Origin of the sequence: Leptolyngbya sp. FACHB-541 (assembly GCF_014695875.1) — a bacterium.
In the GTDB taxonomy this organism is placed as follows: Bacteria; Cyanobacteriota; Cyanobacteriia; order Elainellales; family Elainellaceae; genus JAAUTN01.
Genome location: NZ_JACJPC010000042.1, coordinates 66,712 through 91,545, shown reverse-complemented (window position 1 = coordinate 91,545; position 24,834 = coordinate 66,712). Strand labels below are relative to the sequence as shown.

21 protein-coding genes are annotated in these 24,834 nt (G+C 49.2%); 15 read left to right on the top strand and 6 right to left on the bottom strand.

The window, feature by feature from the left end; translation table 11 throughout:
- Positions 1 to 59 precede the first annotated feature (59 nt).
- Together H6G00_RS07270 and H6G00_RS07265 are read left to right on the top strand one after the other, a co-directional pair.
- Positions 60 to 1,178 carry an ADP-ribosylglycohydrolase family protein gene (locus H6G00_RS07270; protein ID WP_190796228.1) on the top strand — a complete coding sequence of 373 codons (1,119 nt, stop codon included), beginning with the start codon at positions 60 to 62 and terminating at the stop codon, positions 1,176 to 1,178.
- A gap of 401 nt (positions 1,179 to 1,579) precedes the next feature.
- The gene (locus H6G00_RS07265) at positions 1,580 to 4,084 is read left to right on the top strand and encodes an HDIG domain-containing metalloprotein (protein ID WP_190796227.1); all 2,505 of its coding nucleotides are present in this window, start codon (positions 1,580 to 1,582) and stop codon (positions 4,082 to 4,084) included.
- Positions 4,085 to 4,116: 32 nt separating this feature from the next.
- Here H6G00_RS07265 and H6G00_RS07260 read toward each other — a convergent pair whose 3' ends face one another.
- From H6G00_RS07260 to H6G00_RS07250, 3 genes are all read right to left on the bottom strand, one after another.
- Positions 4,117 to 5,049: an ADP-ribosylglycohydrolase family protein gene (locus H6G00_RS07260; protein WP_190796226.1), complete on the bottom strand. Its 933-nt coding sequence runs from the start codon at positions 5,047 to 5,049 to the stop codon at positions 4,117 to 4,119.
- 286 nt (positions 5,050 to 5,335) lie between these two features.
- The gene (locus tag H6G00_RS07255) at positions 5,336 to 5,704 is read right to left on the bottom strand and encodes a pentapeptide repeat-containing protein (protein ID WP_190679198.1); all 369 of its coding nucleotides are present in this window, start codon (positions 5,702 to 5,704) and stop codon (positions 5,336 to 5,338) included.
- 12 nt (positions 5,705 to 5,716) lie between these two features.
- Positions 5,717 to 6,016: an RNA-binding protein gene (locus tag H6G00_RS07250; protein WP_190644800.1), complete on the bottom strand. Its 300-nt coding sequence runs from the start codon at positions 6,014 to 6,016 to the stop codon at positions 5,717 to 5,719.
- 514 nt (positions 6,017 to 6,530) lie between these two features.
- Between H6G00_RS07250 and H6G00_RS07245 the strand changes: the two genes are divergently transcribed.
- Both H6G00_RS07245 and H6G00_RS07240 read left to right on the top strand, forming a co-directional pair.
- Positions 6,531 to 6,716 carry a hypothetical protein gene (locus H6G00_RS07245; protein ID WP_190644799.1) on the top strand — a complete coding sequence of 62 codons (186 nt, stop codon included), beginning with the start codon at positions 6,531 to 6,533 and terminating at the stop codon, positions 6,714 to 6,716.
- A 210-nt stretch (positions 6,717 to 6,926) separates the two neighbouring features.
- A complete protein-coding gene (locus H6G00_RS07240; protein WP_190644798.1) occupies positions 6,927 to 8,516 on the top strand; it encodes a B12-binding domain-containing radical SAM protein in 1,590 nt (529 codons plus the stop codon).
- Positions 8,517 to 8,709: 193 nt separating this feature from the next.
- Here the strand turns inward: H6G00_RS07240 and H6G00_RS07235 are convergent, their stop codons facing one another.
- Positions 8,710 to 9,444 carry a Uma2 family endonuclease gene (locus H6G00_RS07235; protein ID WP_190796225.1) on the bottom strand — a complete coding sequence of 245 codons (735 nt, stop codon included), beginning with the start codon at positions 9,442 to 9,444 and terminating at the stop codon, positions 8,710 to 8,712.
- Between the two features lie 99 nt (positions 9,445 to 9,543).
- The gene (locus H6G00_RS07230; protein ID WP_347278154.1) at positions 9,544 to 9,942 is read right to left on the bottom strand and encodes a DUF4168 domain-containing protein; all 399 of its coding nucleotides are present in this window, start codon (positions 9,940 to 9,942) and stop codon (positions 9,544 to 9,546) included.
- A gap of 233 nt (positions 9,943 to 10,175) precedes the next feature.
- Between H6G00_RS07230 and H6G00_RS07225 the strand changes: the two genes are divergently transcribed.
- Genes H6G00_RS07225 through hisS form a run of 3 tightly spaced genes read left to right on the top strand, consistent with a single transcriptional unit; the run spans position 10,176 to position 12,083 of the window.
- Complete coding sequence (locus H6G00_RS07225) at positions 10,176 to 10,448, top strand: helix-turn-helix transcriptional regulator (RefSeq protein WP_190644795.1); 273 nt, start codon at positions 10,176 to 10,178, stop codon at positions 10,446 to 10,448.
- A gap of 18 nt (positions 10,449 to 10,466) precedes the next feature.
- Positions 10,467 to 10,784 (top strand): hypothetical protein, encoded by a 318-nt coding sequence (locus H6G00_RS07220; RefSeq protein ID WP_242042168.1) that lies wholly within the window; start codon positions 10,467 to 10,469, stop codon positions 10,782 to 10,784.
- 15 nt (positions 10,785 to 10,799) lie between these two features.
- On the top strand, positions 10,800 to 12,083 hold the full coding sequence (hisS, locus tag H6G00_RS07215) for a histidine--tRNA ligase (RefSeq protein ID WP_190796223.1): 1,284 nt from the start codon (positions 10,800 to 10,802) through the stop codon (positions 12,081 to 12,083).
- Between the two features lie 264 nt (positions 12,084 to 12,347).
- On the opposite strand, the gene radA is transcribed toward hisS, so the two are convergent.
- On the bottom strand, positions 12,348 to 13,892 hold the full coding sequence (gene radA, locus H6G00_RS07210; protein ID WP_190644793.1) for a DNA repair protein RadA: 1,545 nt from the start codon (positions 13,890 to 13,892) through the stop codon (positions 12,348 to 12,350).
- Between the two features lie 182 nt (positions 13,893 to 14,074).
- Here radA and rpaB point away from each other — a divergent pair, with 182 nt between their 5' ends.
- The 8 genes from rpaB to H6G00_RS07170 all read left to right on the top strand — a co-directional run bounded on the left by rpaB (position 14,075) and on the right by H6G00_RS07170 (position 24,773).
- Positions 14,075 to 14,806, top strand: a complete 732-nt coding sequence (gene rpaB, locus H6G00_RS07205) for a response regulator transcription factor RpaB (protein ID WP_190644792.1) — start codon at positions 14,075 to 14,077, stop codon at positions 14,804 to 14,806.
- 67 nt (positions 14,807 to 14,873) lie between these two features.
- Positions 14,874 to 15,905 carry a phosphate acyltransferase PlsX gene (gene plsX, locus H6G00_RS07200; protein ID WP_190796222.1) on the top strand — a complete coding sequence of 344 codons (1,032 nt, stop codon included), beginning with the start codon at positions 14,874 to 14,876 and terminating at the stop codon, positions 15,903 to 15,905.
- A 2-nt stretch (positions 15,906 to 15,907) separates the two neighbouring features.
- The gene (locus H6G00_RS07195; protein ID WP_190644790.1) at positions 15,908 to 16,909 is read left to right on the top strand and encodes a beta-ketoacyl-ACP synthase 3; all 1,002 of its coding nucleotides are present in this window, start codon (positions 15,908 to 15,910) and stop codon (positions 16,907 to 16,909) included.
- A gap of 17 nt (positions 16,910 to 16,926) precedes the next feature.
- On the top strand, positions 16,927 to 17,814 hold the full coding sequence (gene fabD, locus H6G00_RS07190) for an ACP S-malonyltransferase (RefSeq protein WP_190644789.1): 888 nt from the start codon (positions 16,927 to 16,929) through the stop codon (positions 17,812 to 17,814).
- A gap of 602 nt (positions 17,815 to 18,416) precedes the next feature.
- Positions 18,417 to 18,557: a hypothetical protein gene (locus H6G00_RS07185; RefSeq protein WP_190644788.1), complete on the top strand. Its 141-nt coding sequence runs from the start codon at positions 18,417 to 18,419 to the stop codon at positions 18,555 to 18,557.
- A complete protein-coding gene (locus tag H6G00_RS07180; RefSeq protein WP_190796221.1) occupies positions 18,554 to 22,396 on the top strand; it encodes a PAS domain S-box protein in 3,843 nt (1,280 codons plus the stop codon). The genes H6G00_RS07185 and H6G00_RS07180 overlap by 4 nt, the downstream gene beginning before the upstream one ends.
- Before the next feature lie 55 nt (positions 22,397 to 22,451).
- Positions 22,452 to 24,278 (top strand): adenylate/guanylate cyclase domain-containing protein, encoded by a 1,827-nt coding sequence (locus tag H6G00_RS07175; protein ID WP_190796220.1) that lies wholly within the window; start codon positions 22,452 to 22,454, stop codon positions 24,276 to 24,278.
- Positions 24,279 to 24,290: 12 nt separating this feature from the next.
- On the top strand, positions 24,291 to 24,773 hold the full coding sequence (locus H6G00_RS07170) for a CYTH domain-containing protein (RefSeq protein ID WP_190796219.1): 483 nt from the start codon (positions 24,291 to 24,293) through the stop codon (positions 24,771 to 24,773).
- The last annotated feature ends 61 nt before the right edge of the window (positions 24,774 to 24,834 follow it).

The following is a 24,834-nucleotide window of genomic DNA, read 5'->3' as shown; positions in this document are numbered from 1 at the left end:
TTATCCCAAATTCTTGTCATGATGAATGAGGCGATCGCCAGAAATCACAGATACAGTCAATGCGCTATTCACTTTCCAGCCGATTTCAAGCTGTTTTACTGGGAGCCGCTCTGGGAGAAATTTTAGGCACTCAGTGTCAGGTTATGCAAAGCCAACAGCCGCAAGTCAAACAGCCCTCTCAGTGGACGAGTCTAAGCCGTTGGGGGTTTAGCGACTCAACGCTTGCAAACAGGATTGCGATCGCACCAGCTTGGGGTCGCGTAGCTGTCCAGCTGATAAAAGGACTGATTCGAGGCGGCGGTGGCGAAACAAGCTGGATTAATGAGGTATTGGATGTCTTAGAAATTCCGTTTGAACAGTCGAACAGAGAACCGAATTCTGAACGAAATTCATCTGAACAAGATGAGGGCAGCCCCCTTCCAGACTTTCCACAGATTGACGCGGGGTTGGCGATCGCTGCCCTTCCGATTGCTCTGTTTTTTCATGCTGACCCTCATCAGCTGGAACAGGAGCTTCAACAGGCAGACAAAGTTTGGCGACATCGACCAGAGTTAAGCGATGGAGTTCTTGCCATCAGTTATGCCCTTTCCCTAACGCTGAGAGAACAGCTTGACCCAACCCAACTCATTGCTGAAATCATTGAGGAACTGGAGTTAAACCGCGATCGTCCCACAACGCCAGGACCATCCGCTCCATCTAATTCTGCTAATTTTGTTGAGCAGCTTCGATTCGCGCAAACCTTAAACCAGACTAGCCTTGATAGGGCGACAGCTCAGATTCGCGACCAGCTTAGCAAATCGCAAACTGGATCAGATGCGCTGACCATTGCGATCGCCTTTCACTGTTTTCTCAACACACCAGAAGACTTTTGCCTTTCCGTTATTCGTGCTGCCCAACTTCACCGAAACCCGCAAACCACCTGCCTTACAGCAGCCCTATCTGGAGCTTACAACGGGATTAGCAGCATTCCCTTAAGCTGGCGGAGTGCTCTGAGCCGCGGCAGTTCTGAACACTCACCCCTAAACCACCTGTGGGGCGTCGCTACCGAAGCGGAACTGCAACAGCTGTCTGACCAACTTTTAGCCGCCTGGTCTGGAGCCTATGACCTGGTTCACCTACTCAATTACCCCGGACAGACTTTTGCGATCGCGGCCCCAAAGGTCATTCGTCCCCACTAAACCCCACTCAGCAGACCCATAACGTTTAGCGTTAATTGTAAGTAGATGAAAGGGCACCCCGCTCAGCGGGGTGTGCCCTTCCATCTGTAGCCTCTTGCGCCCCAACCTGTTTAGCTACAGCAATGAATTCATACTTTCAACTACAAATACTCGGCACTCTTTACTGTATCTTTCGCCTGGCTTTACAAATTTACATGCCTAAAATCTGGCTTGGATATACTATTACTCAGGGTTAGCTTTTTTGCTGTAAATCAGACAACGTGAAGTCGCCACTGTTCATGTCCATCTACCAAAACTCCCGCCTTTAGTGTGGCGTTGGTATCTCCAAAAGTTCCATTGTTTTTGCTAACACAGCTTGAGTTAGCACAGCTTGATCTAGCAAATCGATTCGGTGGTGGTAGATGCATCTCTTAGATATTTCTCAAAGACGCTTTAACCGGCTCGTAAGGCGGCTGTTTGGGAAAGCAAAGCGCTATACCGAGGCTGATCAAACTCGCCGATTTCTGTCCAAGGTTTCAAAACTCAAGTCTAAACAGATTGCAGCGATTGCTCTCCGCCCTAATCCTCTGCGGCGAAAGTCGTCTAAGCGGGGTGGCTCCCCTTCACCTGTCGCTTTGATTTTGGTGGTTGTTTCTCTCACCAGTGCAATTGGGCATCGATTTTATAACGAACCCAAGCTTGACGTAAACACAATTGCCCCTCAAACCATTCGAGCGCCTGAGTCAGCCAGCGTTGTAGATAGTGAAACAACTGAAACCAAGCGGCAAGATGCCCGCACCGGAGCAGTTCCTGTTCTAATGGTTAACCAGGCAGTTAACCAGGAAATTTATCAGACATTACAGCGCTTGTTTGCTAGAGGCGATGAATTGCGTCAGCAAGCAGGACCCCTGCCCTATATTGAAACTTCAGTATTGTCTACCGGGACTCAACGCCATCTGCGACAGGCGCAGGAATGGGAATGGAGGACGATCCTGGCATCGGTGAATTCAGGAGCCCAAGCAACAGCTCCTCGCACTCGTCCAGATTCGCCATCTCAACCGCCAGGTGTGCAGGCAAGTTCTTCTCAGCAGCTTGCGATCATTGAGCTACAGGCTTATCAACAAAATGCTTCAACGGAAGATTTCTCAGCTTTGAGAGAAGTCATCGTCCGTGCTCGCCAACGCTATACCACCACGGCAGAAACACTGGAGTCTTCTCTCAAAGACGAGCAAAGCAAGTTTTATGACCCCAGTTTCTTTAACCTGACAGATGCTGAGTGGAGCAGCACCAAATCCGGAGTTCGCCAAGCTCTGGAACGCATCCTACTTCAAGGAATTCCGCCAGGGCTACCTGATTCGCTACTAGAAAATGCAGTTCGGGCACAGCTTGATTTGACAATTCCAGCTGCATCAAAACCGCTGGCAAGCAAAGTTTTGATGAATGCCGTGCGCCCTAACCTGGTTCAAGATCCGGAGCAAACCCGTCTACTTGCCGAGCGGGCAGCCGAGGCAGTTGAGCCTGAAGTTGTGGAGATTAGGCGGGGTGAGGTGATTACTCAGGCAGGTGAGCCGATCAGCCAGTCCGATTTTGTCTTACTTGACCATTTTGGCTTGAGCCGCCGAGGAGTCAACTGGTTGGGTGTGATTGGCTTTGGCGGTTTGGTGGCGGGTGGGATAACTATTTTTCTGCTGGTTGAGCGGCGGTTTCATCCAGGCTTGCGACGACGCGATCACTTCCTGGTGGTTTTGCTGACGCTGACGACTCCCCTGCTCATCGCGCTGGGCGTTCCGGCAACCAATTTGCCTGCGTTAGGACTGCTGATCGGCAGTTTCTACGGTTCTGCTTTGGGCATTACGGTAGTGGGTTTATTAAGCATCGCCCTGCCAATTGGCATGGAGATTTCCTGGGTCACGCTGACTGCCTGTGCGATCGGTAGTATTTTGGGTGCGGGCATGGCAGGGCGACTGCGATCGCGTGAAGAGCTGGCGCTATTGGGTGGCGGAGTAGGTTTAGCCCAAGGGATTATTTACCTGCTGCTGAGCCTGATTTTGACGACGCCTGCTAACCCCGTTTGGTATGCAGTTTTAACCCAATCGGTGCTGCAAGGGTTGATGGGGCTTGCTTGGAGCATTGTCGCACTGGGTATCAGTCCTTATTTAGAACAACTTTTTGACCTGGTTACGCCGATTCGTCTTGCCGAATTGTCTAATCCCAATCGCCCGTTGTTGAAAAAGTTAGCTTCTGATGCTCCGGGCACATTTCAGCACACCCTATTTGTCGCAACCCTGGCTGAAGCTGCGGCCCGTGCATTGGGCTGTAACGTAGAACTGGTGAGAGCGGGAACGCTCTACCACGATATTGGCAAAATGCATGATGCGCTGGGCTTTATTGAGAATCAGATGGGCGGGCCGAATAAGCACGACCTGATCGATGACCCCTGGAAGAGCGCAACCATTATCAAAAAGCACGTCAGTGAAGGGGTCGTAATGGCGCGAAAATATCGCTTGCCCAAGGCAATTCAAGCCTTTATCCCGGAACATCAGGGCAGTATGCTAATCACTTATTTCTACTATCAAGCGCAACAGCGAGCGAAAGAAAACCCCGACCTGGTGATTAACGAAGCCGATTTCCGCTATGACGGACCCATTCCTCAGTCTCGCGAAACGGGGATTGTGATGCTGGCAGATTCATGCGAGGCGGCACTGCGATCGCTCAAAGATGCTAGCCGCGACGAAGCTTTAGCAATGGTTAACCGCATTCTACGGGCCCGCTGGCAAGATAACCAGATGGTGGATTGTGGGTTAACCCGAGCAGACATGACTAAAATTGCCGAAATTTTTGTGCGCGTCTGGCAACAGTTCAACCACCAGCGCATTCCCTACCCCAAAGCAGCGTTCGGTACACAGCCTGCTCCTGCTGCCAAGTAAGCGCCAAACGTCAAGCAAATATCAAGCAAACATTAAGCGTTAGTGACCTGTTCAAATCGGGTTGCTAAATCTTCAATTGCTGCTTTTCGAGCAATCTGATTTATCCACTCCACAGGAATGTTGTCTAACCCATAGTAGATTCCAGCTAGACCTCCTGTAACAGCAGCAGTTGTATCGGTATCGTCGCCCAAATTAACTGCTTTCAACACCGCTTCAGCATAAGAATGAGTGTTGAATAAACACCAGAGCGCAGCTTCTAACGTATGAATCACATAGCCACTCGACTGAATCGCATTAACAGGTAAGCTAGCGATCGCCCCATTCGTGATCCGTTCAAAGTACGGCAGTTCTGAACTGTAGGGTGATTTCTGATAAATTTGCTGAACTCGTTCCCACCCCTGCCGATATGCCGTTTCGAGGTCAGACCCTTGCAGCAGATCAATGGCAACACTGATGTAAATGCCACACGCGATCTGAGAACGAGGATGAGCATGGGTAATGCTGGAAACTTGATGGACGCGATCGATTAACTCTGGGAAGTCTAGCCGCTTGTGCCAGTACGCCATCGGCAAAATTCGCATTAGAGAACCGTTGCCATTGCTGCGATCGCTGCTCTCACCCGACTCCAAAGGAGAAATGCCGCGCTGTAATTTGGCGATCGCCACTTGAGTCGTGTTTCCCACATCAAACGTTTCACCATGTGCCGTCCAGTACGCTTCACTGTACCAGCAGCAAAATTTTTCGGCGATGTCCTTCAGTGAATATCCGCTACAGAGGCTTTCTGCCAAACAAAAGGTTAGCGAACTGTCATCAGACCAGGTACCGGGCGGTTGGTTCCAGGTGCCATAGCCCTGCATTCCTGCAACTGGAGCTATTGCCCGTTGAGCCCGACTTGTAAACTCGACTGGAACGCCCAGCGCATCTCCAACACACAAACCCACAAACCCAGATAAACAGCTAGACATAGTTTTTATTGAGGATTCTGAATGTTCCCTCTAGGCTATTGCGAACGCAATCAAAGATCATCAACAGCCAGAAGCCAGTTATGAGGAAGACAAGAAATGGAATGATGAGGGGGAATGCTTCCGATCGAGTAGAAGCAAATTAGACTGCGAAACTGCTGCTGCTCACTAGATCTGAAACATTCACAGGAATCTTCACAAAATAAATTAACCCAGCCCTTAGAAGATATCCTTCCAAGAACTGGGTTTATAACGTTGCACTATTTTGCGCTTGCAGTCTGAATCAGTGCTACTTAACGGGCTCGCGAACTACCCCATCGGGCATGGTTGCCCCCTCTAGAGATGCGTCCTTGAGGTTAGACTGCTCCAGTTTAACTCCGGTCAAATTTGCGCCTGTGAAATTTGTCCCGGTCAAATTTGCACCTGTGAGGTTTGCACCTGCCAAGTTCGCACCTGTGAGGTTTGTATTCCACAAGTTAGCGTTACGCAAATCTGCTCCGCTAAGACAGGAATAGCTCAGGTTGACTTGAGTCAAATCTGCTTCACTAAAGTTAACACGCCTTAGATTTACACTTCTTAGTTTTGCTGCAATCAAATTGATGCCGCTAAAGTTTCTCTGTCCGGCAGCATACCGGCTCAGAAGTTCAGGAGTTTTCATGGTTTATTTCTTCTAGTAGCGACGACGGTTATTATTGCCCCAACCGCCGCCACCCGAAGAGCCTCTATCTTCGCGAGGTTTTGCTTTGTTAACTCTCAAATCACGCCCCATCCACTCGGCTCCATCCAATGCTTCGATGGCTGCTGCCTCTTCTGCATCTGTCCCCATTTCAACAAAACCAAAGCCTCTCATACGACCCGTTTCCCGGTCAGTTGGTAACTGAACTCGCTTAACCGTACCGTATTCAGCAAAAACGGTGTTGACATCAGCTTCGGTGACTTCGTAGGACAGATTACCTACATAGATTGACATAAGCTACTCCGGTTAGAAAAATATCTGAGATCCAAATTTCGGATAGCCGTCTGCCGATGATATACAAACTAAACTTACACCGAATTAAAGCCTCACATTTACTATATCCTGAATCTTTGCTGGAGCAAGCGTTTTTTACCGCTCGTTCAAATTTTGTAGGTTAGGAAGGTTAGGAAAGAGAGAATGTAGACCAATTGTAATGATTGAAATTCAGTTTCTACAGCCATCTGGCTTTAATCATCAGGCTTCTTAAGAGATGATTTTAAAACTGAGAGTGTTTATATTTAAACATTTACATTCGGTCAAGCAGATTTGATTTGCGATCGCTCAAACCCTTCTCTAAAGCAAGATCGAACAGGATTTCTATAACTTAATGAAGGTTAAGATTCAATTGTTCAGATAACTTAACGACCAATTCACAATTTTAGAGATAAGGTTAAGTTAACTGATGGGGAAGACAAACCCATATTTTATAAATTTTGACAGTTCGTTTTTGAAACCAGAGGATAAAGACATGTTGAGCACAGATACATATAACTTTGAAGTTCAGCCCGGGACTCGCAATCACAAAGGATATTTTGTTCAAGAAACTGCCTACAAGCTAGTTGGAATTGATCAGGCGGGTTGGGCACTGATTTGTCTTGACAACACGACTTGCCACTATGTTGATCCTGATAGTCTTCAGGAGTTACTAGGTTAAAATGTCGTGTAGCGGGGAACACAATTTCCTTTGGTTTGAGGACTGACGTTGCAGATTGTGAACGAAAATTGGGGCGTAGGGGCGTAGTTCCCGCGCCCCAATTTGTTTCTTTTGATGGTTCTTACAATCGCCAATTTCACAAATTATTTAGCCCTGCTATATGCTGGGAAAATATTCTGGGTCAATATTCATAGTGTGAGGCACGACTTAATGCGGGTTTTACTGCTTTATCCCCTTTTCCCAAAGTCATTCTGGTCTTTTGATAAAGCTTTGGAGCTGGTTGGTCGTAAGGTTTCTCTCCCTCCATTGAGCCTAACTACGGTCGCTGCGATCTTGCCTCAAACCTGGGAGTTTCGTCTAGCTGACCGCAACGTCCGACTAGAGAGCGAAGCTGACTGGTATTGGGCAGATTTAGTCATCATTTCAGGCATGATTGTGCAGAAGCCTGACATGCTGCACCTGATTAGCGAAGCAAAACGGCGCGGCAAGCGGGTTGCTGTTGGTGGTCCTTACGTTACCTCTGTGCCCGAAGCGGCGCAAGAAGCGGGCGCAGATTTCTTGGTGTTAGACGAAGGCGAAATCACCCTGCCGATGCTGGTGGAAGCGCTGGAGCGAGGAGAAACTTCAGGCGTATTCCGTGCTAATGGGGAGAAACCTGATGTCACAACGACCCCCGTTCCCCGATTTGACTTACTGGATTTGCGGGCATACAACGATATGTCAGTTCAGTTCTCGCGGGGTTGCCCGTTTCAATGTGAGTTTTGCGACATTATCGTACTGTACGGTCGTAAGCCTCGAACCAAGGCTCCTGCTCAGCTTTTGGCAGAGTTACAAGCGCTGTATGACTTAGGCTGGCGGCGATCGATTTTTATCGTAGATGACAACTTCATTGGCAATAAGCGCAATGTGAAGCTGCTACTGCGAGAACTAGCGCCTTGGATGAAGGAACACGGTTATCCATTCCGCCTGACTACAGAGGCTTCTGTAGATTTGGCTCAAGACCAGGAATTATTGGATTTAATGATTGCAGCTAATTTTACAGCTGTGTTTTTAGGCATCGAAACCCCCGATACAGAAAGCCTTTCTTTAACTCAAAAGTTTCAAAACACGCGCAACTCGTTAATAGAATCTGTGCAAAAGATTAACGAAGTAGGTCTGCGAGTCATGGCGGGTTTCATCATCGGGTTTGATGATGAGAAGCCAGGAGCAGGCGATCGCATCGTTGAATTTGTTGAAGCGACCGCAATTCCACAAGCGCTCTTTAGTATGCTTCAGGCCTTGCCCAATACGGCTCTGTGGCATCGACTTGAAAAAGAAGGGCGATTGCTCGATGGCGACGATGAAGCTAACATTCACCAGACAACACTAACCAACTTTATTCCGACTCGCCCCCTAGAAGAAATTGCACGGGAATATGTCCGTTGCTTTTGGGATTTGTATGAGCCTAGCCGCTATTTAGCGCGAGTTCATCGTCACTTTCTGGCTATGAAACCAAACCCTAATAAGAAGAAGTTTAAAGTGCCAGAATTTTCTGACATTCGGGCGCTTTTTACCATTTGTTGGCGGCAAGGGATCAAGCGAGATACACGCTTTCAGTTTTGGCGGCAGCTTTTCTCAATCATTCGGCACAACCCAGGTGTGTTTGAAACCTATCTAGTTAACTGTGCTTTGAATGAACATTTTGCTGAATATCGTCAAATTGTGCGAAATGAAATTGAAGCGCAGTTGACGGAGTATCTAGCAGCGAAAGCAGAGTCCAATTTGAAAACTGCCGAACTGCAAGAACCCGCCGTTCTGTAGTATGGGCGTTTTTATAGTGCTAGTCGCTTAAGTTAAAACAAAGAAGGGAGGCAGGTCTTCGCCCTGCCTCCCTTCTTTGTTCTAGCCTGTATGACTATAGCGATACCTTAACGCCTCACTCATACCTGTGGAAAACCATGCCACACGGAGCTTCTAGACAAAAAACGTTTTGACTAAAATAGGCAATGTCGTATCAACTCAGTCGTTCAGGATCAATCCCTAGCTCTCGTAGCTTTGCTGCTAACGCCTCAGCACGTTGACGCTCTTGCTCAGTCTGTTCTGAACTCCACAAAAGCAGATTTCCAGACGCATTCCACCAGCGCAACCAGTTGATTGTATGTCCTAACCGTTCTCCTCTCCAAATTCCTAGCCACAGGTCTAACTCAGGAATATGAATTCGCCCTTCCAAGTTGACAGGTTGCAGCACATACCGCCCTGCTTGAAGACAGCGCACCTCTAGTTCGGGTTCATAAGGATCGTAAGTAACATAGGTCGGAACTTGCAAAATGTGTTCGTAAAAGTAAAGCTTGCCGTAGGGTGGCGTAGAGCGAACCGACAGTTCACCACCATCTTCTTCGGATAAAAACTCCATCACAACTGCCACGCGATCGCCTTCTCGATTTGGGGTATAGCTGCGGCGAATTACCCCCTCAGCTACTGGATTGACATGGGACACATAGAGCCAATCAGGGGCTTTAACAACAATTTTTTTATTAACAGTGGCAACTAGCCCAAAATTGGAGACGATCAGCATTTCAGGCAAAACTCGCTGGTTTGCTCCTAATGCATCCGTGAGAGCAGCAGCAAGAAGCGGTTGTTGAACATTTTCTACCGGGTCATCAGGTAGTTTGTAGCCGGCAGGCAAAACGTTCCAGTTAACAGTTGGGGCTGACTGAGCGGATGGGTGATGTGAAGTGTGTAAAACCATCAGATTCCCTCAATCTGTAAGTCATTACAAAGTCATTACAAAAGACGATTCAGGAATAAATAGAACTAGTACACTTGTTTCCGCATCAAGTATATCAATCTAACTACCTGCTTCTTGAAGCTGGGTAGCGATGCGTTCGCCAAACTCCGGATCGGTATTTGCTAACCCTAGAAGCTGGAGGTATTCTTGCCAGGTTAAGCCTGTGGAAGCGATCGCCTCAAACGCTTCTGCCTCAATCTCTTGCTGAACTTGTAGTGATTCAGATTCGGTTTCTGCACTTTGGAGCTCACCTTCTCGTTGCTCAACCAACTTGATTACCTGTACATAAGCTTGAACAAACTGGCTCACCTTTTCTGAAGAAATATCATTAACGTCTGGGCTGGAGCGGTTAGGCGTTGTTTCCTCCAAAGTAGGAGTCGTCTCCTGGTTGGTGTTTGGTTGTGCAGCCCAACTCACTGGAGCAATAGCCAACAGTCCCCATGCCCAAGCTGACACCACCAAAAGAATCCGTTTTAACCAAATCCAGAGAGTTGAACACATCGATATTCTGAGCTGTTGATTTTGAGATGTTGTAAATTCAATTCTTTTATCGTCTGAAACCCGTTTGGGCAGGATTCTCCACCGGGCAACATTTCAAAAGTTGAACAGGATTTTGAGATAAAAGCGGTTTTTGCAGTGAAGCCCTTAGAATTGAGGGAGGTGATGAGTAAATATACACGGTGAGAAGCATTATGGCGGGCGGCGATCAGACCTCTGGGACACTCTCAGATCGAGAATTGCAAATCCTGGAACTGGTGGCTGGTGGCTTGACCAACCAGGAGATTGCAGAAAAGTTAGAAATTAGCAAGCGCACTGTTGACAACCATATCAGCAATATCCTGACCAAAACTTCAACCGGCAATCGAGTTGCTCTGGTCAGGTGGGCCTTGCAGTGGGGGAAAGTTTGTATTGATGAAGTTAACTGCTGTACTTTGCCCATTTCTAGTGATGAAATTATTTCTTAATGAGTGCGTTTAGCTGAGATGATGAATCAACCGATCGCCCAAACTGGTGCCCAAACTGGAGATGTAGAGCAGCCTTACCAAATCCAATGTGATCGGTTGCCGTTGGCAATCTATCGCGAAGTAGTAGCCCATTTACGTCAAGTTGCGGGGGTCGAGGCGGGGCTGTTGCCTCAGACATCTCAAAAGTTTGACTATTTACAGAGTCAGGTGGGTGGGCTGTGGATTCAATATACGGCAGCGGCTGACCAGGCTTCGCATCTACGGGTGGAGCAGATTTTGGCGTACTATGGCGATCGCTACGGCAACTGGGAAGTGGTTAAACCGACTGAGAAGTAATCTGAGAAGTAATTCATGGGCGCGATTCAGGCTTTGAGAGGAACCCGCGATATTTTGCCAGAGGAGGTCAGCTACTGGCAGCGGGTAGAGACGGCTGCAAGAGATATTCTGGGCAGGTCGGCTTATCGAGAAATTCGGACTCCTATTTTTGAGCAGACTGACCTGTTCGAGCGAGGCATTGGTGAAGCAACCGATGTCGTAGGCAAGGAGATGTACACCTTCAAGGATCGGGGCGATCGCTCCCTTACCCTGCGTCCTGAAAATACTGCTGGCGTAATTCGCGCCTTTATTGAGCATCACCTCCACGCTCAGGGTGGGGTGCAGCGGCTCTGGTATACCGGACCCATGTTTCGCTACGAGCGTCCCCAAGCGGGCCGGCAGCGGCAGTTTCACCAGTTAGGCGCTGAGTTGGTCGGCAGTCCCGATCCGCGTGCTGATGCAGAAGTCATTGCGATCGCCACCGACCTACTGCAATCGCTGGGCTTAAAGGCACTGCGAATGGACTTGAATTCAGTAGGAACGATCGCTGATCGGCAAACCTACCGAGAGGCTTTGGTTGCCTATTTCACGCCTCACCAAGCGGAACTAGATGCTGACTCTCAGGATCGGTTGACTCGCAACCCGCTACGAATTCTGGATAGCAAAGATGAGCGAACAAAGGCGATCGCTCAAGACGCACCGAGCATTTTGGACTATCTCAGCCCTAATTCTCAAAAGCACTTTGACCGAGTACGGCAGCTTTTGGAAGATTTAGGCATTTCCTATCAGCTAAATTCCCGTCTAGTGCGAGGGCTGGACTACTACACGCACACTGCATTCGAGATTATTTCTGATGACCTAGGGGCCCAGTCCACTGTTTGCGGTGGCGGTCGCTATGACGGCTTGGTTGCAGAATTAGGCGGACCAGAGACTCCCGCTGTGGGTTGGGCGATCGGTCTGGAGCGGCTGATTTTGCTGCTGCAACAGCAATCCCTTGCAACAGCAGCCATTGATTTTTACCTGGTGTCGCGGGGCGATCGCGCTGAAGCCCAAGCCTTGAAACTTGCCCAAACCCTCCGTCAGCTTGGATTTGCAGCAGAACTTGATCTCAGCGGCAGTGCCTTTGGCAAACAGTTCAAGCGGGCAGATCGTAGTGGTGCAGTCGCTTGCCTGATCCTGGGTGATGCCGAAGCAGACAGCGAAACGGTTCAGATCAAGTGGTTAAAGTCAGGAGAACAGGAGGCGATCGCCCAATCTGATCTACCAGACAAAGCCGATGACCTACGCCGCCGAATTACAGATTTCAGAGAGGGCGCATAGAACGTGTAGGGACGCAGCATTCGGGCAACAAAAGCGTTAGAGGCAAAGACTTGAATCCGAATGCTACGCCCGGTTCGGATTCAACCCCAGTTCGAGTTCAGTTCAAGAGTATGCCAAATCCGACATGACGTTCGGATGAAAATCAAGGGTGAATCACAAATGGTTTGTTATATCCAACTGGGCATGGCATCCGGAGGGCGTGGCATTCGGACGAAAATCATCGGTATATCGCGAGAAGAGTTTTCTGAATGCCGCGCCCCTACGTCATTCTTCCTCATTCCCCCCTTTCACCAACGCGACTCCGATCGCATCCACAACTCTTGCCACTGGAATGATTTCTAAACCAGAGTCAGAATTGGCTTGGGTATGAGGCACGATCGCCCGCTTAAACCCTAATTTTGCAGCTTCTTTGAGCCGTAGCTCCATTTGCGAGACGGGACGCACCTGTCCACCTAAGCCGACTTCGCCGATCAGCACCGTACCCGGATCAACGATGCGATCGCGGAAACTGGCAGCAACAGCGATCGCCACCCCCAAATCCGCTGCGGGTTCTCCTACACTCAATCCCCCAGATGAAGCAACATAAGCATCCAGCTTAGACAGCGGGATTCCCACCCGCTTTTCTAGCACTGCCAGGATTTGCAGCAGACGGTTGTACTCAATTCCCGTTGTGGAACGGCGCGGGGAAGCATAGCTGGTTGGACTGACCAATGCCTGCAACTCCACAACTAAGGGACGGGTACCTTCACAAGCGACGATTGTGGCTGTTCCTGAAGAGGCTTCATCCCGATTGCCCAAAAATAGCTCTGAGGGATTTGTCACCTCTTCTAAACCGCGATCGACCATTTCAAACACGCCTAGCTCATGGGTTGCGCCAAAGCGGTTTTTCACCGATCGCAGCAAACGATGACTGGCAAAGCGATCGCCCTCAAAGTACAGCACCGTATCAACTAAGTGTTCCAACACTTTAGGACCAGCGATCGCCCCTTCCTTCGTCACGTGCCCCACAATAAACAGCGTGATATGCTCCCGTTTGGCAAGCTGCATCAGCGCCGATGTACATTCCCGCACCTGAGAGACTGAACCGGGAGCCGAATTGAGGGTGGCAAAGTAAAGCGCCTGAATACTGTCGATAATCGCCACCTGCGGTCGCAACGATTCTAGTTCCAGCAAAACTGTTTCTAAATCCGTTTCCGGCAATAGATAAAGATTGGACTCTGAGGGCGCAATTACAGCGGCTCCAGTTGCTCCATTCCTACCGTCTGCATCCTCTGCCACAGCTTGTCGAATATTTGGGGGCTTACGAGAGCTTCCATTTACATCTCCCTCTTTGCCCTTCTCTGCTCCACACAAACGCTGCCAGCGCAGTTTTACCTGCTGCCCCGACTCTTCTGCACAGACATAAAGCATTCGGTATTGCGCCGATAGCCGATTGGTCACTTGCAGCAGCAGCGTTGATTTACCGATACCCGGATCACCCCCAATCAGCACTAGGGAACCCGGGACAATGCCGCCGCCTAAGACCCGGTCTAACTCCGTATAGCCAGAGGACAATCGCGATTGAGGATAGTCGGAAATCTGCGGTAAAGTCAGTGACACAATTGCTTGAGGCGCAGTTGACTCACCCGATCGCCTAGATTTTGTGCTGGTTTTAGCGGCGATCGCCCCCACCCTTGAAGAACTTGCACTAGCAGGTACAACCTGCTCTACCATTGAGTTCCAACTGCTACAAAAGGGACACTTACCAAAATATTGAGGAGACTCTGCTCCACATTCGTTACAAACGTATTGCGATCGCGACTTTGCCATTTTTATTAATGTTAGATTTATTCAGCCCTGTTTAATTTTCAGCAAGAATCTTAAGAAACCGTGAAATGTAGCTCTAGCGCGATTTTCAGCGATCTCAGAGGGATCTTAATGAGGTAATATCTTAATGATAAAGTGATGAAAAATTAATTATCGAAAAGGTCACTTAAGGAGCGTTGAGTAAGTTGGAAAATCATAAAGAAAAAATACTGGTTGTGGATGACGAAGCCAGCATTCGTCGCATCTTGGAAACTCGTTTGTCGATGATTGGTTACGACGTAGTAACAGCTGCGGACGGTGAAGAAGCTCTCGACACATTTCGCAATGCTGACCCCGATCTAGTCGTGCTGGACGTAATGATGCCCAAGCTAGATGGCTACGGAGTTTGTCAAGAGCTACGCAAAGAGTCAGACGTACCCATCATCATGCTAACTGCCTTGGGTGATGTGGCTGATCGCATCACGGGCTTAGAGCTGGGCGCTGATGACTACGTTGTCAAACCCTTTTCCCCCAAAGAGCTAGAAGCTCGAATTCGCTCTGTGTTGCGTCGAGTCGAAAAAGTTGGCACCACTGGAATTCCTAGCTCCGGCGTGATCCACATCAACAATATCCGGATCGACACCAACAAGCGACAAGTTTACAAAGGCGACGAGCGAATTCGGCTGACAGGCATGGAGTTTAGCCTGCTAGAACTGCTCGTGGGGCGATCGGGAGAACCCTTTTCTCGCTCCGAAATTTTACAAGAAGTGTGGGGCTACACACCAGAACGCCACGTTGATACACGGGTTGTAGATGTCCACATTTCACGCCTACGCGCCAAGCTAGAGGACGACCCTAGCAACCCAGAATTAATTTTGACCGCACGGGGCACAGGCTACTTGTTCCAAAGAATTATTGAGCCTGGAGAAAATGAGTAGTTCGTTCTATCCGTCCCAGGAGAGAGTCCATCTGATAGAATTTTTTAGGTTTCTATAACTTTGGTCAATGGGATCAACTCGGGCACGGATTGCAATTGACGCGATGGGCGGAGATCATGCGCCCGCCGAAATCGTCGCTGGGGCGTTAAGGGCACGCGAAGAACTGGACGTAGAAGTTTTGCTGGTGGGCGATCCGCAGCAAATTGAAATGTCTATGAAACATCACAACGCTTCTCAGGTAGAGGTCGTTCCGGCAGAAGGCACGATTGAAATGCATGAAGAGCCGCTTAGTGGCTTGAAACGCAAGCCTAAAGCTTCTATCAATGTCGCGATGGAATTGGTAAAGCAGGGGCGGGCCGACGGAGTGGTTTCAGCCGGACACTCTGGGGCTGCAATGGCAGCGGCACTGTTGCGTTTGGGACGGTTGAAAGGCATCGATCGCCCTGCAATCGGTGCAGTACTGCCCACTCTAATCGCCAGTAAACCAGTGCTGATCCTGGATGTTGGGGCGAATGTAGACTGTCGCCCTAAATTCTTAGAACAGTTTGCGATGATGGGCACGATTTATTCTCACTCGGTGCTAGGCATTGAAGAACCCAAAGTCGGACTACTGAACATCGGCGAAGAGTCTTCTAAGGGAAATGATCTGGCCGTTCGGACGCACCAAATGCTGCACGACAATCCCAAGATTCCGTTTATTGGTAATGCCGAAGGACGAGATGTGCTGTCGGGTAACTTTGACGTGGTCGTCTGTGACGGATTTGTGGGCAATGTGCTGCTGAAGTTTGCCGAAGCGGTCGGTGAAGTAGCGCTGCACATTTTGCGTGAAGAATTACCTCAGGGTCTACATGGTCAGGTGGGTACAGCTTTGCTGAAGCCCAATTTGCGGCGGATCAAGCAACGAATGGATCATGCTGAGCATGGTGGCGGTCTGTTACTGGGCGTTGCTGGAATCTGCATCATCAGTCATGGCAGTTCCCAGGCTCCTTCAATCTTTAATGCCATTCGTCTGGCTAAAGAGGCGGTCGATCACAACGTTCTTGATCAGATTCAATCCCAATACCAGAAGACCGAGGCGATCGCCCCGGACGGAGAGTAACTGTGCATCAATCAGGAATCGGCATTGCGATTACAGGAAGTGGTTCAGCCGCACCTCCTGTTGTTCTCGATAACGCTGGCATGAGCCAGTTTGTGGAGACTTCAGATGAATGGATTTCGTCTCGCACCGGAATTCGGCAGCGTCACCTGTCTGATGCCCAAGGTTCAGTGACAGATATTGCAACCCAGGCGGCTCAGGCGGCGATCGCTATGTCAGGCATCACTGCCGCCGATATAGATCTGATCATCCTGGCAACCTCCACCTCTGACGATTTGTTTGGCAGCGCCAGCAAAATTCAGTCAGAACTGGGTGCGATCAAAGCGGCCGCCTTTGATATCACTGCCGCCTGCTCTGGTTTTGTGTTTGGCATGGTGACAGCGGCTCAATTTATCCGCACCGGTACCTATCGCAATGTCTTGCTGATTGGAGCCGATCTGCTTTCTCGCTGGACAGACTGGACCGATCGCCGTACCTGTGTCCTGTTTGGTGATGGAGCGGGTGCAGTCGTGATGCAGGCTCATGAGGGAGGCGATCGCCTGTTAGGATTTGAGCTACACAGTGACGGCAGCCAAAACCATTGCCTCAACCTTTCCTATCAGGCAGAGTCTAAAGAACTGATTGAGGGAGTTAGTGTCGGTAAAGGCACCTACCAACCTATTACGATGGACGGTCGGGAAGTGTACCGCTTTGCCGTCAAGCGAGTTCCCGAAGTTTTGGAAAAGGCTCTATTCCATGCCAGCCTCACCGTTGAGGATGTCGATTGGCTGCTGTTGCACCAGGCCAACCAGCGAATTCTCGACGCAGTTGCCGAACGGCTCAACATTCCCAGTCAGAAAGTCCTCAGCAACATGGGCGAATATGGCAATACCTCCGCCGCGTCGATTCCAATTGCGTTGGATGAAGCTGTGCGAGATGGCAGAATTCAACCCGGCGACGTGATTGCCGCCTCTGGTTTTGGAGCCGGACTGACCTGGGGTGCAGCTATTTTTCGTTGGGGCAAATGAAGTAGGGGCAAATGAATATGACTAAAACCGCGTGGGTGTTTCCTGGGCAAGGGTCACAGGCGATCGGCATGGGATCTGACTTACTCGATCTGTCTCTCGCTCAAGCAAAAATTGATCAGGCTGAGCAAATTCTCGGCTGGTCCATCCCTGAGATTTGCCAGAGCGAAGACGACAAAGTATCCAAAACGCTTTACACTCAGCCCTGCCTCTACGTCATCGAAAGCATTTTGGCGGAGCTTTTGCTCGAAAAGGGTCAACAGCCCGATCTGGTTGCAGGTCACAGTTTGGGCGAATACGTTGCGCTTTGCGTGGCAGGCGTGTTTGACTTCGAGACGGGATTACGTCTAGTCAAGCGACGAGCAGAGCTGATGGATAGCGCTTCAGATGGGATGATGGCTGCACTGATTGGCTTTGATCGGGAGCAACTAGAGCAGCAGATCCAGCAAACTGAAAATGTGGTGCTAGCAAACGACAATAATTCAGGGCAAGTCGTGATTTCTGGCACGCCCGAAGCAGTAGAACAGATTCTTTCTCAGGTCAAGGCAAAGCGGGCTGTTAAGCTCAATGTCAGCGGTGCGTTTCACTCTCCGCTGATGGCAGAAGCCGCTGCTGAGTTTAAGTTAGTCCTAGACATCGTCGCCTTTCAAACCGCCCGTGTACCTGTCTTGTCTAATGTTGAGCCAACGCCTGCTACAGATGGGGAGGTACTGAAGGATCGGCTGGTGCGCCAAATGACTGGCTCAGTTCGCTGGCGAGAAATTTCTCTACGCTTGCCTCAGGAAGGGATGGAGCGGGTCATTGAGATTGGCCCAGGCAAAGTGCTGACCGGATTAATTAAGCGGACTAGCCCTGAATTAAAGCTGCAGAATATCAGCACGATTGAGGAACTTAGCGCTGCAAACTAAGTAGTAACTAAAGCCGTAGGATGGGTGGAGCATCGCAGAACCTGTGCTGTCAGAAGACTTTAGCCATTGAAGCTAACCCATCAGATGAGACTAGACACGCTGTGGATTGGGTAAAACCTAAGGTCTACCTAGTCTTTGTTGGGTTCCGCTTTGCTTCACCCAACCTACTACGGCGACTGTTTAAGTTGACACAACACAAAAAAGCTTGTACGGATTTCAACCAACTGATTGCGTAGGCTTAGCAGATAGGTTATAAGCCTTAGCCGATGGGTTCAGTAGACTGAGCGCCAAATCATGTCTGTGGTTTGAACGTGTGTTAGTTTGTGTACTAGACATCTATCTTCGTACACAAACTTGCCAGTGGCACCGTAAAAACTCCTGAATTACTGTAGGGAGTTTCTTTGCGATCGCTTCCAACCATAGCAACCGAGTGAGAAGCTATGTCCTCACTGAACATTTTGGCGCAAATCTCTTTGGCTCAGGTGATTCAGTGTCATCCTCCGATTTTTGCCCCTGGTGCTCCGATTCAGCAAGTAATCAGCCGCAAGTCACTGGACTAATCACACTGCAAAATATTGCTGAATCCTTGAAGCAGGTTGTTGTTGAATACACCGATCGCATTGAGCAAGAAACGAGCGATCGCCAGAGCGACTGAGCAAGCCAATTTGCATCGCTGTCTGCACAAACCCTGGCAGGCTGAAGAACTGATTGAAACCATCAAATCAGGTTTAATGAAACTATGAATAAACCCGTTGTTATTTGTGTTGATGATGAGCCTGCGGTATTAGACAGCCTTAAAATTGAGCTTAAAAAAGCATTAGGAGATGAATGCATTATTGAAACGGCTGAAGGTAGTGAAGATGTACTAGAGCTGTTCCAGGAACTGTTAGATGAACAAGCCGAAATCGCCTTAATTTCAGCTGATTACGTGGTGCCTGGGATCAAGGGCAATGAATTGTTGGGGTGTATTCATGAGCGATCGCCCAACATGCTCAAAATCACATTAACTGAGCAAGCAACCTTAGAGGCAGTAGGCAATACACTTAGACAAGCTAAATTGCATCGCTACATTTCTAAACCCTGGCAGCCTGAGGATCTGATAGCCGTTGTGGACGCAGTTCATAGCTATCTGCAAGACCGAAAACTGTCTGAACAAACCCATACATTACAGGAAGTCAATCAGCAGCTAAAACAACTGAATGCTTCGGTGGATCAAAGGATTCAGGAACGAACTGGGATTTTGGAGCAAGAAGCTTCCGAACGACAACAAATGGAGTCTGAACTGCGCCGACGAGAGCAAGAATTTAGAGCGCTAGTTGAGAATTCACCAGACGCAATCATGCGGGTTGATCGGCAAGTTCGATATTTGTATGTCAATCCAAAGGTGGAGCAAGAAACAGGAATTCCTGCCTCAGCATTTATTGGTAAAACCAATCAGGAATTAGGGTTTCCTGAGCCATTAGCAACCCTTTGGCAGGATGCAGTTCAGCGAGTTTTAGAATCTGGGCAAGAACAAAGCTTGGAGTATGAAATCTCGCTGCCAGATAAGACTGCTTATTATTTTTCTCGCATTGTTCCCGAAGTTGCACGAGATGGCTCAATTCAGTCTGTCTTGATTGTTGCGCGGGATATTACCGACCGCAAACAAGCCGAAGAAGAACTGTTTCAAAGTAAACGGTTTATTGAACGTGTAACTGACGATTCACCACAGCTTTTATATATTTTTGACCTGACAACGCAGGGAAGCATTTACGTCAATCATCAAATTTATGAAACGTTAGGCTACCACCCAGAAGAAGTTTTGCAAGCAGGTGCACAATTTTTTTTAGATAAATTTCACCCTGAAGATCAAGGGGTTTTAGCGGAATACGTCAATGCTTGGGCAGAGGTTGCAGATGGTCAGGTTGTAGAGCGGGAATATCGGCTCAAGTGTGCCAATGGCGAGTGGCGCTGGTTGCGATCGCGCGATGTCGTCTTTACCCGAGATGAGAACGGGGTTCCAACTCAAATTCTTGGTACTGCTGTTGATGTGACCACCCGTAAGCAAACTGAAGCCACATTGCAACAACAAGAACAGTTCCTCCGCAGCATTTATGAGGGGGTTGAAGAGTCCATTTTTGTGATTGACGTTTTAGAAGATGGCGAATTTTGCTATGCCGGGTTGAATCCTTCTCATGAACGCTTTACGGGCATTCCGTCTACCGATTTGTGTGGCAAAACGCCTGAGCAAGTGTTTCCACTAGAATCCGCAACAGCAGTACGGCGACACTATCAGGACTGTGTGGATCTGGGCAAAGCCATCGGCTATGAGGAATGTTTGCCTTTTAATGGACAGGAGGTGTGGTGGTTTACCAACCTGGTGCCGATCTGGAATGGCTCTCGGATTCATCGCATCATTGGCACCTCAATTAACATCACCGATCGCAAACAAACAGAGCAAGCGCTCCAAGCCAGTCTAGAACGTGAACGAGCTGTCGCCCGCGTGATTGAGCAAATGCGCCAAAGTCTGGACGTAGAGACAATCTTCAAAGCGACAACTCAGGAGCTACGGCAATTATTGAAGTGCGATCGCGTCGTTGTTTATCGCTTTAACCCGGACTGGAGCGGCAACTTTGTCTCTGAGTCGGTTGCCAACGGTTGGATTTCTCTAATTCAAAAACAGGAACTTGAACCTGATCTGACGCAAAATTTCACTAGCAGCAAAGACTGCAGGGTGAAGCGACTAGAGCCACCCACAGATTTTGTCCAAGATACCCACCTGCAAAATACTCAAGGAGGTATCTACAGTCGAGGCAATCGGGGAATCTGGGTCGAAGACATCTATCAGGCTGGGTTTAGTACTTGCTACATCGAGTTGCTTGAGCGGTTGCAAGCTAGAGCCTGCATGACGGTTCCGATCTGGCAGAGCAACAAACTGTGGGGACTGCTCTCTGCTAACCAAAACTCAGGACCACGCTGTTGGGAAGAGACCGAAATAGGCATCGTCACTCACGTTGCAGCACAAATGGGAGTTTCCCTTCAACAAGCAGAACTGTTTGCTCAGGTGCAGCACCAGGCAGCAGAGTTGCGAGAAGCCAAAGATCGGGCAGATGCCGCCAACAAAGCGAAAGGCGAGTTTTTGGCAAACATGAGCCATGAATTGCGAACGCCCCTTAATGCAATTTTGGGATTCACTCAGCTTTTAGGGCGAACTCCTGCCAGTGCGCCAGAAGCTCAAGAATATTTAGACATTATTCTGCACAGCGGTGAGCATTTGCTGGAACTGATCAACGACGTTTTGGAAATGTCCAAGATTGACGAAGGTCGGGTCACGCTCAATCAAACCTGCTTTGACCTTTATCAACTGTTGAACAGCCTGGAGGAAATGTTTCGGCTCAAGGCGAAGTCTAAGGGACTGGAATTGCGATTCCACCGCACCGCTCAGGTTCCCCAGTTTATCCAGGCAGATGAGGGAAAACTTCGTCAGATTCTCATCAACCTGCTGAGTAACGCAATTAAGTTTACTCAGACTGGAAGTGTTCAACTTGGCGTTGCGACGAGGATTGAGGAATCTGTGGGGAGGGACTACGAAAGCAGACCGATGACCAGTCCACCAAGGCAGGTAACGCTTTGTTTTGAAATTGAAGATACCGGACAGGGAATTTCGGCAGAAGAGCTTGACACCGTGTTTGATGCTTTCGTGCAGGCAAAAGCCGGACAACAAGCTCAACAGGGAACCGGTCTAGGGCTGTCGATTAGCCGCCGCTTTGTGCAACTGATGGGAGGCGACATCACGGTTAGCAGCACTGTGGGACAAGGCTCGACGTTTAAGTTTGAGCTTCGAGTTGACTCAGTTGTTTCTGCCAATCGACAAGGAAATACTCCTACACCCAGGAGGGCTGTCCGCCTGGAGCCGCATCAGCCAACTCGCCGGGTGCTGATCGTCGAAGATCAGATTACGAATCGGATGATTATCGTGAAGCTACTGACTAAGATGGGGTTTGAGGTGCGAGAGGCGGGGAATGGCAAAGAGGCGATCGCCCTTTGGCAAAGCTGGTTGCCTGATCTGATCCTGATGGACATGCAAATGCCTGTAATGGATGGCTATGAGGCAGCTCAACAAATCCGAAAACGGGAGCGAGAAGCACAACTATCGTCCGATTATCATTCCCACACTGCAATTATTGCCCTAACGGCCAGTGCCTTCGATGAACAGCGACAGCGGATGCTAGAAGCTGGCTGCGACGATTGCCTCTATAAACCGGTTGGAGCAGATGAACTGTTGACGGCGATCGCCCAACGTTTGGGCGTGCGCTATGCCTATACTGAAACCCCTGAACGAGCTAATGAACTTCAGCAAAACACAGATACACCTGCCACAGAACGACCTTTACAGGCTTCAGATTTGAAGGTGATGCCACTATCCTGGCGCACGGAGCTACAGCACGCCGCGACTCAACTCAACCCTAGCCTTTGCACAAAGCTGATTAAGCAAATTCCTGCGGAACATGCGGAACTTGCCCGCGCACTGAAGAAGGTAGTCTATAATTTTCAGTTTGCGACCCTGATTGAGCTAGCTCAACCTACTCAAAGTCAGGAGTAGCGATCGCCACAAAAATGGTTTCCCAGGACGGACAAAGACTAGAGCTGGAGCCTATATGTCAAATCCCGATTCTAAATCAGCTGTTGATCTGTCCGAGGGGGAAAGGCTGTCTCTACCACCAGCGATCGCTTACTACATTCGTAGACTGCTGCGCCGCAACCTGGATCGGCTCCAGTCTAACCTGGCTCCAGAATCTGCAATTACCGTTAACGCTTTGAGCGATTTTGACGCAGTAATTGCAGACCTTTATGTGGAAACGGAAAGAATCAACGCAGCCGTTTTAGAACTCAAGGCTCTGACGGTATCTCACCAAACGTTTAACTTGCAAAAGTCAAAGCACCGTCAGGAATTGCTGGACTTAGAGCAACAAATCTTTGAGTTGCTAGGCTTTGAATGGCAAGAAACAGATTACCAAAAAGTAATTTTGGTCGTAGATGATACACCCGAAAACTTGCATTTGTTATCTTCTACGTTGAGTCAGCAAGGCTACGACATTCGGGGGGCGATTAGCGGCTCAATTGCCCTGACTGGAATTCGCAACATCATGCCCGACCTGATTTTGCTGGATATTATGATGCCGGGAATCAACGGCTACGAAGTTTGCGAACAAATCAAAGCAGACACGCTGCTGCAAGATATTCCAATCATCTTTATCAGCGCCGTTGACGATGCCTTAGATAAGGTTAAAGCGTTTGAAGTCGGCGCAGTCGATTACATTACAAAACCCTTTCAAATTGAAGAAGTGCTAGCCCGCGTTGAGCTGCAACTTAACACCCGCAGTTTGCAAAAGCGGTTAGAAGAGCAAAACGTTCGCTTACAGCAAGAAATTGGCGATCGCCAGGACGCCGAGGACAAATATCGCAGCATCGTTGAAAACGCCATCGACGGTATCTTTCAAACCTCTCCCGACGGGCGTTATCTCAGCGCCAACCCTGCTCTAGCTAAAATCTACGGCTACGAATCACCTGACGAACTAGTTGCCCAGATCAGCAATATTGGCCGTCAGCTTTACGTCCTCCCGACCCGTCGAGCCGAATTCATCGCCTACATGCAGCAATACGGCATAGTTTCAGATTTTGAGTCTCAGGTCTACTGCAAAGATGGCAGTGTTATCTGGATTTCTGAAGATGCTCGGGTGGTCAAAGACGCAAATGACACGCTGCTGTACTACGAAGGCAGCGTCAAAGATGTTACTGAGCGCAGACAAGCCGAAGAAGAATTACGTCAAGCCCGTCGAGCTACAGAGCAGCTGTTGCTCAACATTCTGCCCCAAAAAATTGCTGAGCGACTAAAGCGAGGACAGGCACAGGTAATTGCTGATAATTTTGCTGAAGTCACCATTTTGTTTGCAGATATCGTTAACTTCACGCCCTATTCAGCCCAGGTACCACCTGTTCAACTGGTGAGACTACTGAATCAAATTTTCTCGACTTTTGATCAGCTCGTCGAACAGTATCGCCTGGAAAAAGTCAAAACTGTAGGAGATGCTTACATCGCGGTGGGTGGCTTGCCTCAGGTTAAACCCGACCACGCTGAAGCGATCGCAGACCTAGCTCTAGCTATGCAGCAGGCGATCGCCCAATTTCACCGCGATACAGGTGACTCCTTTTGCCTCCGCATCGGTATCAACACCGGTCCTGTCGTAGCGGGCGTAATTGGCACCAAAAAATTTAGCTACGACCTTTGGGGGGATACAGTTAACGTCGCTAGTCGCATGGAGTCCGAAGGCGTAGCCGATAAAATTCAAGTAACAGAAGTAACTTACAACGCCCTACGAGAGAAATACATCCTCAAGCCCAGAGGCAGTATCCGGATCAAAGGGCGGGGCGAAATGATGACCTACTGGTTACTTGGCAAGAAAGGGGAAAGCGCTCAGAGCTAGCAACTGAAAATAATGGCAACCGAAATCGAACGAAAATTCCTGGTAGTTGGAGACGAATGGCGGAAATCTGCCATTGGAACAAGCTACCGTCAGGGTTACATCTTCTCAGACGTGCGGCGAACTGTGCGGGTGCGGGTTGCAGGCGAAAAAGGATTTTTGACGATCAAGGGTACGGCGGTTGGACTGGTGCGTCCAGAGTTTGAGTACGCAATTCCAACCGAAGACGCAACGCTAATGCTAGACACGTTGTGCGATCGCCCCCTGATCGAGAAAACCCGACATGTCCTTCGACAAGGTGATTTAACCTGGGAAATCGACGAATTTGCCGGAGAAAATCAAGGGCTGATCGTGGCAGAAGTCGAACTATCTGACGAAAATCAGCCCGTCGAATTGCCCTCCTGGATTGGCCCAGAAGTTTCTCACGATCCGCGCTATTTCAACGCCGCGTTAGCCAAAAATCCTTTCAGCCATTGGAAGGAAGAGGCTAGGGGCTAGGAACTGGTTTATTTCCTGGTGCTTCCTGGTTCCTAATCTCCAGTTCGGGAACCAGGAAGCA